The sequence below is a fragment of the Sphingomonas sp. Leaf23 genome, from assembly GCF_001421585.1.
Lineage (GTDB): Bacteria > Pseudomonadota > Alphaproteobacteria > Sphingomonadales > Sphingomonadaceae > Sphingomonas.
In genome coordinates this window covers 350,547-364,296 of sequence record NZ_LMKR01000002.1, presented here as the reverse complement: position 1 = coordinate 364,296, position 13,750 = coordinate 350,547, and the positions used below count along the sequence as shown (strand labels likewise).

Genomic DNA, 13,750 nt, shown 5'->3' with positions numbered 1-13,750 from the left:
AGAGGAGAAATATCCGATGGCTACCGAAGTTCTGGTCCCCACGCTGGGCGAATCGATCACCGAAGCGACGCTGGGCGAATGGTTGAAGAAGCCCGGTGAGGCGGTCGCTGCCGACGAACCGATCGCGTCGCTCGAAACCGACAAGGTGTCGGTCGAGGTGCCCTCGCCGGTCGCCGGCGTCATGGGCGCCCACGCCGTGCAGCCGGGCGACACGGTGTCGGTCGGCGCGATGATCGCGACGATCGAATCGGGCGACGGTGCCGCCGCTGCGCCCGCCGCCGCGCCGAAGGCCGATGCCGCGCCGAAGGCCGATGCCGCGCCGGCACCCGCCGCCGCCCCGGCCGCTGCACCGCAGGCCCCGGCCGCCGGCGACACCAATGTCGATGCAGCCGCGCTGTCGCCGTCAGTGCGTCGCGCGATCCTCGAGCATGGCGTCGATCCGGCCAAGGTGAAGGGCACCGGTCGCGACGGTCGCATCACCAAGGAAGACGTCGTTGCCGCCGCCGGTGACAAGTCGGCCGCCGCCGCGCCTGCCGCTGCTGCTGCTCCGGCCGCCGCCGCGCCTGCCGCCGCCGCTGCGCCGACCCGTGGCGAAGAGCGGGTGAAGATGACGCGCCTGCGTCAGACGATCGCCCGCCGCCTGAAGGAAGCGCAGGACACCGCCGCGCTGCTCACCACCTTCAACGACGTCGACATGACGGCGGTGATCGAGGCGCGCGCGAAGTACAAGGACCTGTTCGAAAAGAAGCACGGCGTTCGCCTCGGCTTCATGGGCTTCTTCGTGAAGGCCGCAACGATGGCGCTGAAGGACATTCCTTCGGTCAACGCATCGATCGAGGGCGATGAGATCGTCTATCGCGACTATGCCGATATCTCGGTCGCCGTGTCGGCACCGGGCGGCCTGGTCGTCCCCGTCATCCGCGACGCCGACAAGCTGTCGGTTGCGGGCGTCGAAAAGACGATCGGCGACTTCGGCAAGCGCGCCAAGGACGGCACGCTGAAGATGGACGAGATGAAGGGCGGCACCTTCACCATCTCGAACGGCGGCGTGTTCGGATCGCTGATGTCGACCCCGATCATCAACCCGCCGCAGTCGGCGGTGCTCGGTCTCCACCGCATCGAGGAACGCCCGGTCGTCCGCAACGGTCAGGTTGTGGTGCGCCCGATGATGTACCTCGCACTCAGCTACGACCATCGCCTGATCGACGGTCGCGAGGCGGTGACCTTCCTCGTCGCGCTGAAGAACGCGATCGAGGACCCGACGCGCCTGCTGATCGATCTGTAAGGAACGGACGAGCACCGATGGGCATGGTGATCTATCTGCGTCGGGCCGGCGATGCCGACATCGACCGGCTAGTCGCCGACCCATCGGTGTTCGAGGACTTCCTGTTCGAGGAAGGCGTCGAGAATCTCGACTTCCTCGATCTGGGCGAAGCGTGGCACGCGGTCCATTATCTGCTGACCGGGTCGGCCGACGATGTCGGGCATACGCTTGGGCTAATCATCGCCGCGTTGCCCGAACTGGGCGCGGACGAGAATGGCGAGGGCGGGATCGGCCTGATCGCGCCGCCGCTGATGAAGGCGTTCGCCGACGCGCTCGACAAAGTGGACGACACGACCCTCGCCCGCCGTTTCGATGCAAAGGTGATGGCGAAGGCCGATGTCTATCTGGCCGACACGTTCGGCAGCGCGGATGCGCTCGATTATGTGATGCAGGGCATTCCCGCCCTGCGCCAGTTTGCGGCACAATGCCGCCGTACCGGCGACGGCGCGATCCGCGTGATCGCCCACAACGACTAGGACGGGATAGAGACTATGGCTGAATATGACTTCGACGTCCTCGTGATCGGTGCCGGCCCCGGCGGCTATGTCGCCGCGATCCGCGCTGCGCAGCTGGGCCTGAAGACTGCCTGCGCCGAGGGCCGTGAGACGCTGGGCGGAACCTGCCTGAACGTCGGGTGCATCCCGTCCAAGGCGCTGCTGCACGCGTCCGAACTGTATGAGGAAGCGACCGGCGGGCACCTCGCCAAGTTCGGCGTCGAAATCCAGGGCGCGACGCTCAACCTCGACCAGATGCATGCCGAAAAGAAGAAGGCGGTCGGCGAGCTGACCGGCGGCATCGAATATCTGTTCAAGAAGAACAAGGTCGAATGGCTGAAGGGCTATGCCGCGTTCGAAAACGACAACACGGTCAAGGTCGGCGACCGCACCGTCACCGCGCGCGACATCGTGATCGCAACCGGGTCGAGCGTCACCCCGCTGCCCGGTGTGCAGGTCGACAATGATGCGGCGATCATCGTCGATTCGACCGGTGCCCTCGCCCTTCCCAAGGTACCCGAGCATTTGGTGGTGATCGGCGGCGGCGTGATCGGCCTCGAACTCGGCAGCGTGTGGCGTCGCCTGGGCGCCAAGGTCACCGTGGTCGAATATGCTGACCAGATCCTGCCCGGCTTCGATGGCGAAGTCCGCAAGGAATCGGCCAAGCTGTTCAAGAAGCAGGGCTTCGACCTCAAGACCTCGACCAAGGTCACCGGCGCATCGGTCGATGGCGGCACCGCCACGCTGACCGTCGAACCGGCGGCGGGTGGCGAAGCGACGACGATCACGGCGGACGCGGTGCTGGTGTCGATCGGTCGCCGCGCAAACACCGAAGGCCTTGCGCTCGACAAGGCGGGCCTGTCGGTCAACCAGCGCGGTCAGGTCGATATCGACGACGAGTTCCGCACGAAGGTCGACGGCATCTGGGCGATCGGCGACGTCGTGCATGGCCCGATGCTCGCGCACAAGGCCGAGGACGAAGGCGTCGCGGTCGCCGAGTTCATCGCCGGGCAGACCGGCATCGTGAACCACGACGTGATCCCGAGCGTGGTCTACACCATGCCCGAAATCGCCGGCGTCGGCCTCACGGAAGAGGCTGCCAAGGAAAAGGGCGAGATCAAGGTCGGCAAGTTCCCCTTCGCCGCCAACAGCCGCGCCAAGACCAACCGCGACACCGACGGCTTCGTGAAGGTCATTGCCGACGCAAAGACCGACCGCGTGGTCGGCGTGTGGATCGTCTCCAGCCTTGCCGGCACGATGATCGCACAGGCGGCACAGGCGATGGAGTTCGGCGCGACCAGCGAGGACATCGCCTACACCTGCCACGCGCACCCGACCCATGCCGAGGCGCTGAAGGAAGCGGCGATGGCGGTGCAGGGCAAGCCGATCCACATCTGATCCGACACGCTTCGGCAGGTATCGGGGGGCGGGGCATGGCGACATGCTCCGCCCTTCCCATGTCAGGACACGCGCCGTCCTGCGTGGTTAGGAAGTTGTAAAATCTTGTCGCCTAGGCTGCCCCCAAGGATTCGATGGGGTGGCAAGCGTGAACGCATTCGGACGGCGCAGCGGAGTGGGCGGATCGGGTGGCAGGCCATCGTTCGGCGTCGCCCGCCCTATGCAGGGATCGGGACCAGCGCGCCCGGCCGATCTGGACATCGCACCCCAATTTCCTCCGCTGGGCCAGGTGCCGCTGCCCGGCGGTGACCTAGAACCGATGCCGGGCGAACAGTCCGGTGCGATGCCGCAGGGCGTCGGCGACGCGATGCAGCGTCTGGCCGATCGGCAGGCGCTGTCGGGTGAGGCAGGCAACAGCCGGGTCGAGGGATTCGAAACCTCGATCCACCGGATCAAGGAACAGGTGCTGCCCCGCCTGCTCGAACGCGTCGACCCCGAAGCTGCCGCGACCCTGACCAAGGACGAACTGGCCGAGGAATTCCGCCCGATCGTGGGGGAAGTGCTCGCCGAACTCAAATTGACGCTCAACCGGCGCGAGCAGTTCGCGCTGGAAAAGGTGCTGGTCGACGAACTGCTGGGCCTGGGGCCGCTGGAGGAGCTGCTGGCCGATCCGGCGATCAGCGACATCATGGTCAACGGCCCCGAACAAACGTTTGTCGAGCGCAAGGGCAAGCTGGAACTGGCCAATATCGCGTTTCGCGACGAGGAGCATCTGTTCCAGATCGCGCAGCGCATCTGCAACTCGGTCGGCCGCCGTGTCGACCAGACGACGCCGCTGGCCGACGCCCGCCTGAAGGACGGCAGCCGCGTCAACGTGATCGTGCCGCCCTTGAGCCTCAAGGGCACCGCGATCTCGATCCGTAAATTCTCGGCCAAGCCGATCACCATCGACATGATGGCCGGCTTCGGGTCGATGAGCACGAAGATGGCGACCGCGCTGAAGGTCGCCGGGGCCAGCCGCTTCAACATCGTGATTTCGGGCGGCACCGGCTCGGGCAAGACGACGATGCTCAACGCCCTGTCGAAGATGATCGACCCCGGCGAGCGCGTGCTGACGATCGAGGACGCCGCCGAACTGCGCCTGCAACAGCCGCACTGGCTGCCGCTGGAAACCCGCCCGCCGAACCTGGAGGGGCAAGGCGAGATCACGATCCGCGACCTGGTAAAGAACGCGCTGCGTATGCGCCCGGACCGGATCATCCTGGGCGAAATCCGTGGCAGCGAGTGTTTCGACCTCCTTGCCGCGATGAACACCGGCCACGACGGATCGATGGCGACGCTCCACTCCAACTCCCCGCGCGAATGCCTCGCGCGTATGGAGAACATGGTGATGATGTCAGACATCAAGGTGCCGAAGGAAGCGATCAGCCGCCAGATCGCCGATTCGGTCGACCTGATCGTGCAGGTGAAGCGCCTGCGCGACGGGTCGCGCCGCGTGACCAACATTACCGAGGTGATCGGCATGGAAGGCCCTGTGATCGTCACCCAGGAACTGTTCAAGTTCGAATATCTGGACGAGAGCGCCGACGGCAAGATCATCGGCGAATATCGTTCGATGGGGATGCGCCCCTATACGCTGGACAAGGCCAAGCAATATGGTTTCGACCAGGCGCTGCTGGAGGCTTGCCTGTAGCGTCAGCCATCTGGCCGCCCTACAGTCCACGCGTGATCCTCCGCCTGCTCCTCGCGCTGCTGCTGTGCGCGCCCGTCGCCGCCCCTGCGCAGGGCCTGCTGGCCGCCGATGCGGAGGCGCGCTGGGTGCCCTTCACGCTCACCAGCGCCAATCACCTGCGCTTTGCAATGACGATCGATGGCGTCGCGGCGCAGGCGCTGCTCGACACCGGCCTCAACCACAGCGCGGTCAGCCGCGAGTTCGCACGGCGCGCAAAGCTGTCCGTCGATACGCAGGATGCGGCGTCGGGCATCGCGCTGGGCGGCGCGATCCGCGTCGACTGGGCCGCGACCAAGACGGTCGCGTTCGGCGCGTTCAGCCGCAGCGGCGGCCGGGTGGCGGTGATCGACCTGCCCAAATTGCTGGCCAGCGCGTCGGGCGATGCCGAGGTGCTGGTCGGCACCGACCTGATCGCGCCCAATGCGATCGACATCGACTTCGCCAATCGCCGCTTCCGCCTGTTGCCGAGCGGTCGGATGCCCTTTGCGGGAACGCGCGTGCCGATGACGTTGCAGGCGGGCAGCGGGCTGTACCTGACCGAAGCGACGCTGGGGAAGCACCGGGTCCGCCCGCTGCTGGTCGATACCGGCGACGGCGGATCGCTCAGCATCGCGCGGAACCAATGGCGTGCGGCCGGGATCAAGGGTGCGCGCGTCACCTCCACCATCGCGTTCGGCGCGGGCGGGGTGGTCGATGCCGGGCTGACCGTGACCGACCAGGTGGCGCTGGGCGGCGTGCCGACCGGGCCGATCGAACTCCGGATCGAGGGCGATGGCGGGTTCACGAAGCAGGTCCGCGTCGCCGGGCGGGTCGGTACCGGGCTGCTGCTGCGCTACCGCGTGCTGCTCGACCCCGCCGCCGGGCAGATGGTGGTCACCCCCAACCCCAATGCCCCGGCCCCGCCGCTCAAATCGACCAGCGGGCTGCTGCTCGGCTACGACCGCGCCCGGTTGCGCGTGCTGCATGTGATGGCGGGCGGCCCGGCGGCGAAGGCCGGCTGGAAGGCGAACGAACTGATCTGCACCGTCGACGGCAAGCCCGTATCGCTTACCCCCGATGGCGGGGTCGATGTCCGCTGGGGCACGGATACGCCCGGCCGGGTGGTGAAGCTGGCGCTGTGCGACGGGACCGAACGGTCGCTGACACTGGCGAGCTTTTATTGACGTTCGATCCGTTACCTCCGCCCGACAGGACAGGAACCGCGTGAGGCCTAAGGCTGTGCTAAGGCACGTCGTACGAGGCCGACTATTTCAACGCCATCGCCGCCGCGAATACGACCACGAGCACCGCGATCAGCTGCACCAGCGTCCACGGCACCCAGCCGACCCGATCGGGATTGCGGCGCAGCGTACGGCGGCGTTCCGCCAGTATCGACACCGCAAAGAGCATCGCCGCCACGCCCGCAATCGTCCATAACAGCCTGTGTGCGTCGTCCACCCGTTCCTCCCGTCAAGGAATTTCCCCATGCGTCGAACCGCCCTGTTGCTGCCAGCCCTAAGTGTCGCGCTGGTCGCCCTCTCCCCCGCCCCGGCACAGGAACCGCGCGGGGCGCTGGCCGGTGCAATCGCCTCGCCGCTGCGCAGCCCGGCCAATGTCGCGCGCGATCGCTATCGCCATCCAGCCGAAACGCTGGCATTCTTCGGGGTGAAGCCGACCGATACCGTGGTCGAAATCTGGCCGGGCAGTGGCTGGTACAGCGAAATCCTGGCACCGATGCTGCGCGAAAAGGGCCGCTATATCGCTGCCGGCCCGCTGCCGCGCACCGCCGAAATGGTAACGAAGCTGCAGGCGCGCGACGCGACCGCCTTCGGCAAGGTGCAGGTCGTGGCCTTCCCCGCCGCTGCCGGAACGGCTGGCGTGCCCGATGGCGTGGCGGACAAGGTGCTGACCTTCCGCAACGTCCATAACTGGCGCTTCGGCGGCACCGATCAGGCACAGGCGGCCTTCAACGCAATGTTCCGCATGCTGAAGCCAGGCGGCCTGCTGGGCGTGGTCGAACACCGCCTGCCCGAAGCGCGCGACGCGGCGGCTGAGGAGAAATCGGGCTATATGAAGGAAAGCTCGGTCATCGCCTTTGCGACCAAGGCCGGGTTCAAGCTGGCGGGCAAGTCGAACGTGAACGCGAACCCGAAGGACACCGCCGACTGGCCGCAAGGCGTCTGGACGCTGCCGCCGACCTATCGGCTGGGCGACACCGATCGCGCGAAATATGCCGCGATCGGCGAGAGCGATCGGATGACGCTACGGTTCGTCAAGCCGAAGTGAGGGCGGGGGGCGAGGCACCGCCCCGCCCCGCCCCGTTCACCCCAGCTTGTCCACCTTGTCCTGCAACCGGGCGAGTTCGGCGCGCAACGCGGCCATCTCATCGGTCTTGGCCGGCGCTTCGGTCGTGGCGGCCGCTGGGGTCGGCACGGCGCCTGCTGCACCGGCTGCTCCGGCTGCACCAGCCGCACCGGGCTGGAACGCATGCGCCGCCGCTTCGAACATTGCCAGGTTGCGCTTGGCGATCTCGGCGAAGGGCGAATGGGCGAACGCGCCCTCGACCGCCGTCTTGAACTGTTCCTGGTTGCGGCGGAAGCTGTCCATCGACGCCTCCAGATAGCCTGGCACCATCGCCTGCATCGAATCACCGTACAGCGTGATGAGTTGCCGCAGGAAGCTGACCGGCAGCAGCGTCTGCCCCCGGCTTTCCTCTTCCATGATGATCTGCGTCAGCACATTATGCGTGATGTCATCGTCGGTCTTCGCATCGACCACCTTGAAGTCGCGATGCTCGCGCGTCATCGCCGCCAGATGTTCGAGCGTGATGTAGGAGGACGTCTCGGTATTGTAGAGCCGGCGATTGGCGTATTTCTTGATGATGACGGGGCTGCCGTCGGCCGCTGCCTTCTTCATGGGAAAAACCTTTGCGCGAAAGATGACAGGATGGGTACACCGCTTGATACCGCGCCGCAACACGGGCCACGCCCGCTACCGCTCTTTCTGTCGATGCTGCGCAGCGAAACGCTGAACGACCCCGATCGCCGCACCCGCGCGCTGGCGGGATTGCGTGCATACCAGGACGCGCCGCGCCTGCCGGCGACGCCGATGCCGGACGCCGTGGCGCGCGACGGCCGGATCGTGCTGCGCGACTATGGCGGGACCGGGCGACCGGTGGTGGTGATCCCGTCGCTCATCAATCCGCCGTTCGTCCTCGACCTGGCACCCGACAATTCGCTCCTGCGCTGGCTGGCCGGACAGGGGCTGCGGGTGCTGCTGGTCGACTGGACCACGCCGGTGCCGGGCGACCGGGCGATGGACCTTGGCGATCATGCGCAGGTGGTGGCGCGGCTGTGTGCGACGCTGGACGAACCGCCGTTGCTGGTTGGCTATTGCCTGGGCGGCACCATCGCGCTCGCGGCTGCAGCGTCCGTGCCTGTGGCCGGCATCGCGCTGATCGCGACGCCGTGGCGCTTCGACGGGTTTGGCGATGCCGGGCGCGCCGCGATCGCCGACGTATGGACCGCCGCCCAGCCGACCGCCGAGCGGCTGGGGCTGCTGCCGATGGAATTGCTGCAATCGATGTTCTGGCAGATCGATCCGGCGCGCACGGTCGAAAAGTTCGTGCAGTTCGCCGATCTCGACCCCGTCGCCCCAGCGGGGCAGGCGTTCGTCGCGCTGGAGGATTGGGCCAATGGCGGCGCGCCGATCCCCTATGCCGCGGCGCGCGAGCTGTTCGACGATCTGTTCGATGCCGACCTGCCCGGCCGGGAGCGCTGGTGCGTCGATGGCCGGATCGTCGCGTCGCGCCCGCCAGTGCCGATGGTCGAATTCGTCGCCGAGAACGATCGCATCGTTCCCGCCGCCAGCGCGATCGGCCTGCCCGACCGGCGGATCGTGCCGGCGGGACATGTCGGCATGATCGTCGGCCGCCGCGGCCGTAGCGTCCTGTGGGAACCGCTTGCGCACTGGCTAAGCGGCGTGCCGCGCAGTAGAGAGCAGCCAAACCCTTAGGGAAAAGGATTGCCCATGTCCGAAGTCGTCATCGTTGCCGCCAAGCGCACTCCCGTCGGCAGCTTCCTCGGGGCCTTTGCCACCGTGCCCGCGCACGAGCTGGGTCGGCAGGCGATCGCCGCCGCGCTGGATCAGGCCGGTGTCGCCCCGGAGGATGTCTCGGAAGTGATCCTGGGCCAGGTGCTGACCGCCGGGCACGGCCAGAACCCGGCGCGGCAGGCATCGATGGCAGCCGGTCTGCCCAAGGAAGTGCCGGCATGGGGCCTCAACCAGGTTTGCGGATCGGGCCTGCGCGCGGTGGCGCTGGCGGCGCAGGCGATCCAGACCGGCGATGCGACTATCGTCGTTGCCGGCGGACAGGAGAGCATGTCGCTGGCCGCGCACGCGGTCCAGCTGCGCGCTGGCACCAAGATGGGTGACGGCACCATGGTCGACACCATGATCAAGGACGGCCTGACCGACGTCTTCAACGGCTATCACATGGGCATCACCGCCGAGAACCTTGCGGCGCAGTATGAACTGACCCGCGGCGAGCAGGACGAATTCGCCGTCCGCTCGCAGAACCGTGCGGAAGCTGCGCGCAGCGAAGGCCGCTTTGCCGAGGAGATCGCCCCGGTCACCATCAAGGGCCGCAAGGGCGATACGATCGTCGACCAGGACGAATATATCCGCGCCGGTGCGACCATCGACGGCGTGTCGGGCCTGCGCCCCGCGTTCAAGAAGGACGGCACGGTGACCGCCGCCAACGCATCGGGCCTGAACGACGGCGCCGCCGCGCTGGTCGTGATGTCGGCCGACGAAGCCGCCAAGCGCGGCCTCGAACCGCTGGCGACGATCAAGAGCTGGGCGACCGCCGGCGTCGATCCGTCGATCATGGGCATCGGCCCCGTCCCCGCCTCGCGCAAAGCACTGGAAAAGGCCGGCTGGAGCGTCGACGACCTCGATCTGGTCGAAGCCAACGAAGCCTTTGCCGCACAGGCGCTGGCCGTCGGCAAGGACATGGGCTGGACCGCCGACAAGGTGAACGTGAACGGCGGCGCGATCGCCATCGGCCACCCGATCGGTGCCTCGGGCGCCCGCGTGCTGACGACTCTGCTGTACGAGATGAAGCGTCGCGACGCGAAGAAGGGCCTTGCGACGCTGTGCATCGGCGGCGGTATGGGTATTGCGATGTGTTTGGAGCGGTAGGCAAATCCTAAACCATATGTTCAAATAATTTAATTACATCTCAATGTAATTTTATTATTCACTAAGTCAGTGCGCCAACATGACATTACTGTAATGTGACATTCATATCACATTCATGTTGCGAAAACACGTTGGTGCACTGACGTGTCTTGCCTGAATGCCCGTAGCGATATTGTCTGTGCCCAGCGCCGGTCGTGACACCGGCATAAAACGGGGCCAATCATGAACTTCAACCGACTTCTCGGTGCGACGGCGCTCGCCAGCGTCGCACTGCTGCCGCATGCCGCTTTTGCGCAGACTGGATCGACCGGAACCGCCGCCGATGCGGCCACTCCCGGAGATCAGTGCCTGCCGGACGATCCGCGCGCCATCTGTCAGGAAGAGCCCGCCGAAACCATCACGATCACTGGATCGCGCATCCGCACGCCGAACCTGACCGCCGACGTGCCGATCACCTCGATTGCGGGCGACGTGATCTTCCAAAGCAGCGACCAGAATGTCGGTGAGCTGCTAAACGATCTGCCGCAGCTGCGCAGCACCTTCTCGCAGCAGAATCCGGGTCTCGGCATCGGCATCGCCGGCCTGAACCTGCTCGATCTGCGCGGACTGGGTACGGCGCGCACGCTGGTACTGGTCAACGGTCGCCGCCACGTCGCTGCCGATATCCTGTCCAACGCGTCTGTAGTGGACGTAAGTTCGATCCCCAACGACTTGGTTGAACGGATCGATATCGTCACCGGCGGCAGTTCGGCGGTATACGGTTCGGACGCGATTGCCGGCGTCGTCAACTTCGTCCTGCGTCGTTCGTATGAAGGTTCGCAGATTCGCGGATCGGCCAGCATCGCCGGTGCTGGCTTTGGCGGATCGCAGTATATCTCGGCGATGACCGGCCGCAATTTCGCCGATGGCAAAGGCAACATCACACTGCACGGCGAATATTCGCGCCAGGAGCGGGTGTTCGCGTCGGACGTGCCGGCGTTCCGCCAGCAGGACGGCCTGTTCACGGTCGACGCTGACACCGGCGGCCTGCCCAACGGTAGCGACGGATTCCCCGACGCGATCTTCCTGCGCGACGTGCGCAGCGGCACGATCAATCCGTACGGCCTGATCCCGATCAACCAGCGCAATGCAGCCAACGGTGCCTGCGGCAACGCGACGGCAGCGAACAACGGCGCGCCGAACAATTCGGGTCTGGCGTTCAGCTGCAACTATCTCTTCACGCCCGAAGGGCGTCTGGTCCAGCAGACCGGCACGCCGTTCGGCACCGGCATCAACGCAAGCCGCATCGGCGGCAATGGCCAGACCGGCCGCGAAGGCCGCACGCTGTCGGTTCTGCCCGAACTGCAGCGCTACAACTTTAACCTGCTGTCGCATTTCGAGTTCAGCCCGGCATTCGAGGTATTCTTCGAAGGCAAGTTCAGCCGCAGTGAAGCCATCGGTAACAATGCCGGTCCGACGTTCATCCAGACGGGGTCGGGCAACCAGGGCAATGTCGGCGACTTCCGCGAACGTCCGCGCTTGGACAACCCGTTCCTAAATGCAACGGACCGTACGACGCTCTCGAACCTCATCCTCAACTCGGGTTGCAACCCGAGCCTGACGGTGCAGTGCCCCGCCGCCGGCAACCTCACCGCCGCCGACCGGGCGGCGATCGCCGCCGGTACCTATCGCTTCATTCTGGCCAAGAACCTGCTGGACGTCGGCCTGCGTGACGAAAAGTTCCGTCGCGATACCTATCGCGCCGTTCTGGGCGTGCGCGGTACGTTCAACGACGACTGGTCCTATGAAATCTCGGGTAACTACGGCCGGTTCGATCAGTCGTCGATCACCGAAGGCTATATCGACCGCCAGCGCTTCTCGCTGGCGATGGATGCCGGTCGCAACCCGGTGACCGGCGCCATCCAGTGCCGCTCGCAATTCGACGCGTCGGCTGCCGTGGCGGACGCACGGACGGATGGCGTCTCGGTTGCAAACCGCGCTGCCAACGCCGCACGCCTTGCTGCCGACATCGCCGCCTGCCGTCCGTACAACCCGTTCGGGGCCGGCACGGGCAACGCCGATGCCATCGCCTATTTCAGCAGCGCCTTCTCGACCAAATCCAGCCTGGAACAGATCGTCGGCCAGGCATTCATGTCGGGCGACCTGAGCCAGTTGTTCGAACTGCCGGGCGGCCCGATCGGCTTCGCCATCGGCGGTGAATATCGCCGGGAGAAGGCGTTCTACCGTCAGGACCCGTTCACGACGCAGGGCTTCAACAACGCCGTTTCGATCCCCGTGTTCGATCCGCCGTCGTTCGAAGTGAAGGAAGCCTATGGCGAACTTCGCGTCCCGCTGCTGAAGGAAGTTCCGTTCTTCCACGAACTGTCGCTGACCGGTGCCGGTCGCGTGTCGGATTACAAGGGCGGCACGGGCACCGTCTATGCCTATAACGGCGGCGTGCAGTGGTCGCCGATCAGCGACATCCGCCTGCGCGGCAACTATGCGCGTGCAGTTCGTGCGCCGAACGTGTCGGAAACCGGCTTCCCGCTGGTCCCGAACTTCTCGTCGGTTACCGATCCCTGCAACATCACCGCGATCAATGGTGGGTCCACGACGCGTCGCGCCAATTGCACGACCGCCGTCGGCGCCAATCTCGCCAATCTGGGATCGGTTACCTACTCGTTGCCGATCGTTAGCGGGTCGAACCCGAACCTGGCGGCGGAAACCTCCGACTCGTACACGCTGGGCGCCGTGTTCCAGCCGCGCTTCCTTCCAGGCTTCTCGCTGACGGTCGATTATTACGACATCACGGTGAACGGTATCATCACTAGCGTCAGCGCACAGCAGATCCTCAACAACTGCTACGACTTCCCGACCCTGAACAACGTGTTCTGCAGCGCCTTCACGCGTTTCGCCGGTCCGGGCACTGGCCCGAACGGTGAACAGCCAGGCGCGATCCTGGGCAACTCGCTGATCGTGGCACCGCTGAACTTCGCCAAGCGCCAGGCGCGCGGCATCGATACCCAGCTGATCTATCGCGCACGGTTGAGCCAGGACGTGAGCCTGACGACCAACCTGCTCTATGTGCATGTGTTGAAGCGCAGCAATTTCGAAGACGTGACCAACCCAAGCTTCGAAAACCGGATCATGAGCGAACTGGGCGATCCGCAGGACGAGTTCCGGGCGGACTTTGATCTGGGCATCAAGAACTTCAACTTCGGTTATCGCTTCCGCTTCATCGGCGAGCAGTTCACCGGTGCCTACGAATCGTTCCGGAGCGGGGTGAACGGTCTGCCGGCATCAAACATCGACGCGACCTCGCCGCAGGAATATCCGGTCATCACCTATTCGGACCTTCGGTTCGAATGGAACGTGGGCGGTGTGCAGGGCAGCGGCGACACGCGTCGGGACGGTCTGCAGTTCTTCGCAGGCGTCGACAACGTGTTCAACCAGGCCCCGCCGCTCGGCTCGACGGCGACGGGTGCCGGCTCGGCGATTTACGATTATCGCGGTCGCAGCTTCTATTCGGGTTTCCGCGCACGCTTCTGATCCGGTAGCGAATGGCGATTATCCTAGGGCGGGGGAGCAATCCCCCGCCCTTTTCTTTATGCGGGTACGCGGCTGGACCTGACGGGCAAACTG

At 65.8% G+C, this 13,750-nt stretch carries 11 protein-coding genes; 9 read left to right on the top strand and 2 right to left on the bottom strand.

Translation table 11 applies throughout. The features are described from left to right. Nucleotides 1–16: 16 nt before the first annotated feature. The 5 genes from odhB to ASE67_RS05555 all read left to right on the top strand — a co-directional run bounded on the left by odhB (nt 17) and on the right by ASE67_RS05555 (nt 6,111). The gene (gene odhB, locus ASE67_RS05575) at nt 17–1,285 is read left to right on the top strand and encodes a 2-oxoglutarate dehydrogenase complex dihydrolipoyllysine-residue succinyltransferase (RefSeq protein WP_055757650.1); all 1,269 of its coding nucleotides are present in this window, start codon (nt 17–19) and stop codon (nt 1,283–1,285) included. Between the two features lie 17 nt (nt 1,286–1,302). Further along, complete coding sequence (locus ASE67_RS05570) at nt 1,303–1,800, top strand: YfbM family protein (protein WP_055757648.1); 498 nt, start codon at nt 1,303–1,305, stop codon at nt 1,798–1,800. 15 nt (nt 1,801–1,815) lie between these two features. Further along, nucleotides 1,816–3,216: a dihydrolipoyl dehydrogenase gene (gene lpdA / locus ASE67_RS05565; RefSeq protein WP_055757646.1), complete on the top strand. Its 1,401-nt coding sequence runs from the start codon at nt 1,816–1,818 to the stop codon at nt 3,214–3,216. Nucleotides 3,217–3,364: 148 nt separating this feature from the next. Further along, a complete protein-coding gene (locus ASE67_RS05560) occupies nt 3,365–4,909 on the top strand; it encodes a CpaF family protein (RefSeq protein ID WP_235511802.1) in 1,545 nt (514 codons plus the stop codon). 32 nt (nt 4,910–4,941) lie between these two features. After that, nucleotides 4,942–6,111, top strand: a complete 1,170-nt coding sequence (locus ASE67_RS05555; RefSeq protein WP_055757644.1) for an aspartyl protease family protein — start codon at nt 4,942–4,944, stop codon at nt 6,109–6,111. Nucleotides 6,112–6,193: 82 nt separating this feature from the next. On the opposite strand, the gene ASE67_RS18125 is transcribed toward ASE67_RS05555, so the two are convergent. Beyond that, the gene (locus tag ASE67_RS18125) at nt 6,194–6,385 is read right to left on the bottom strand and encodes a hypothetical protein (RefSeq protein WP_055821510.1); all 192 of its coding nucleotides are present in this window, start codon (nt 6,383–6,385) and stop codon (nt 6,194–6,196) included. Nucleotides 6,386–6,412: 27 nt separating this feature from the next. Here ASE67_RS18125 and ASE67_RS05550 point away from each other — a divergent pair, with 27 nt between their 5' ends. Then, entirely contained in the window at nt 6,413–7,213 is an 801-nt protein-coding gene (locus ASE67_RS05550; RefSeq protein WP_055757642.1) for a class I SAM-dependent methyltransferase, read from the top strand. A gap of 36 nt (nt 7,214–7,249) precedes the next feature. On the opposite strand, the gene phaR is transcribed toward ASE67_RS05550, so the two are convergent. After that, nucleotides 7,250–7,843: a polyhydroxyalkanoate synthesis repressor PhaR gene (phaR, locus tag ASE67_RS05545; protein ID WP_055757640.1), complete on the bottom strand. Its 594-nt coding sequence runs from the start codon at nt 7,841–7,843 to the stop codon at nt 7,250–7,252. A gap of 30 nt (nt 7,844–7,873) precedes the next feature. Here phaR and ASE67_RS05540 point away from each other — a divergent pair, with 30 nt between their 5' ends. From ASE67_RS05540 to ASE67_RS05530, 3 genes are all read left to right on the top strand, one after another. Continuing rightward, nucleotides 7,874–8,941 carry an alpha/beta fold hydrolase gene (locus ASE67_RS05540; protein ID WP_235511801.1) on the top strand — a complete coding sequence of 356 codons (1,068 nt, stop codon included), beginning with the start codon at nt 7,874–7,876 and terminating at the stop codon, nt 8,939–8,941. Nucleotides 8,942–8,956: 15 nt separating this feature from the next. Continuing rightward, complete coding sequence (locus tag ASE67_RS05535; RefSeq protein WP_055757636.1) at nt 8,957–10,129, top strand: acetyl-CoA C-acetyltransferase; 1,173 nt, start codon at nt 8,957–8,959, stop codon at nt 10,127–10,129. 222 nt (nt 10,130–10,351) lie between these two features. Next, nucleotides 10,352–13,657 (top strand): TonB-dependent receptor domain-containing protein, encoded by a 3,306-nt coding sequence (locus ASE67_RS05530; RefSeq protein WP_055757633.1) that lies wholly within the window; start codon nt 10,352–10,354, stop codon nt 13,655–13,657. The last annotated feature ends 93 nt before the right edge of the window (nt 13,658–13,750 follow it).

Bases quoted from the DNA above. Each gene is read 5' to 3' on its own strand.
- ASE67_RS05550 (WP_055757642.1), top strand. From the start codon at position 6,413: ATGCGTCGAACCGCCCTGTTGCTGCCAGCCCTAAGTGTCGCGCTGGTC.
- odhB (WP_055757650.1), top strand. From the start codon at position 17: ATGGCTACCGAAGTTCTGGTCCCCACGCTGGGCGAATCGATCACCGAA.
- ASE67_RS05570 (WP_055757648.1), top strand. From the start codon at position 1,303: ATGGGCATGGTGATCTATCTGCGTCGGGCCGGCGATGCCGACATCGAC.
- ASE67_RS05540 (WP_235511801.1), top strand. From the start codon at position 7,874: ATGGGTACACCGCTTGATACCGCGCCGCAACACGGGCCACGCCCGCTA.
- ASE67_RS05530 (WP_055757633.1), top strand. From the start codon at position 10,352: ATGAACTTCAACCGACTTCTCGGTGCGACGGCGCTCGCCAGCGTCGCA.
- ASE67_RS05535 (WP_055757636.1), top strand. From the start codon at position 8,957: ATGTCCGAAGTCGTCATCGTTGCCGCCAAGCGCACTCCCGTCGGCAGC.
- phaR (WP_055757640.1), bottom strand. From the start codon at position 7,843: ATGAAGAAGGCAGCGGCCGACGGCAGCCCCGTCATCATCAAGAAATAC.
- lpdA (WP_055757646.1), top strand. From the start codon at position 1,816: ATGGCTGAATATGACTTCGACGTCCTCGTGATCGGTGCCGGCCCCGGC.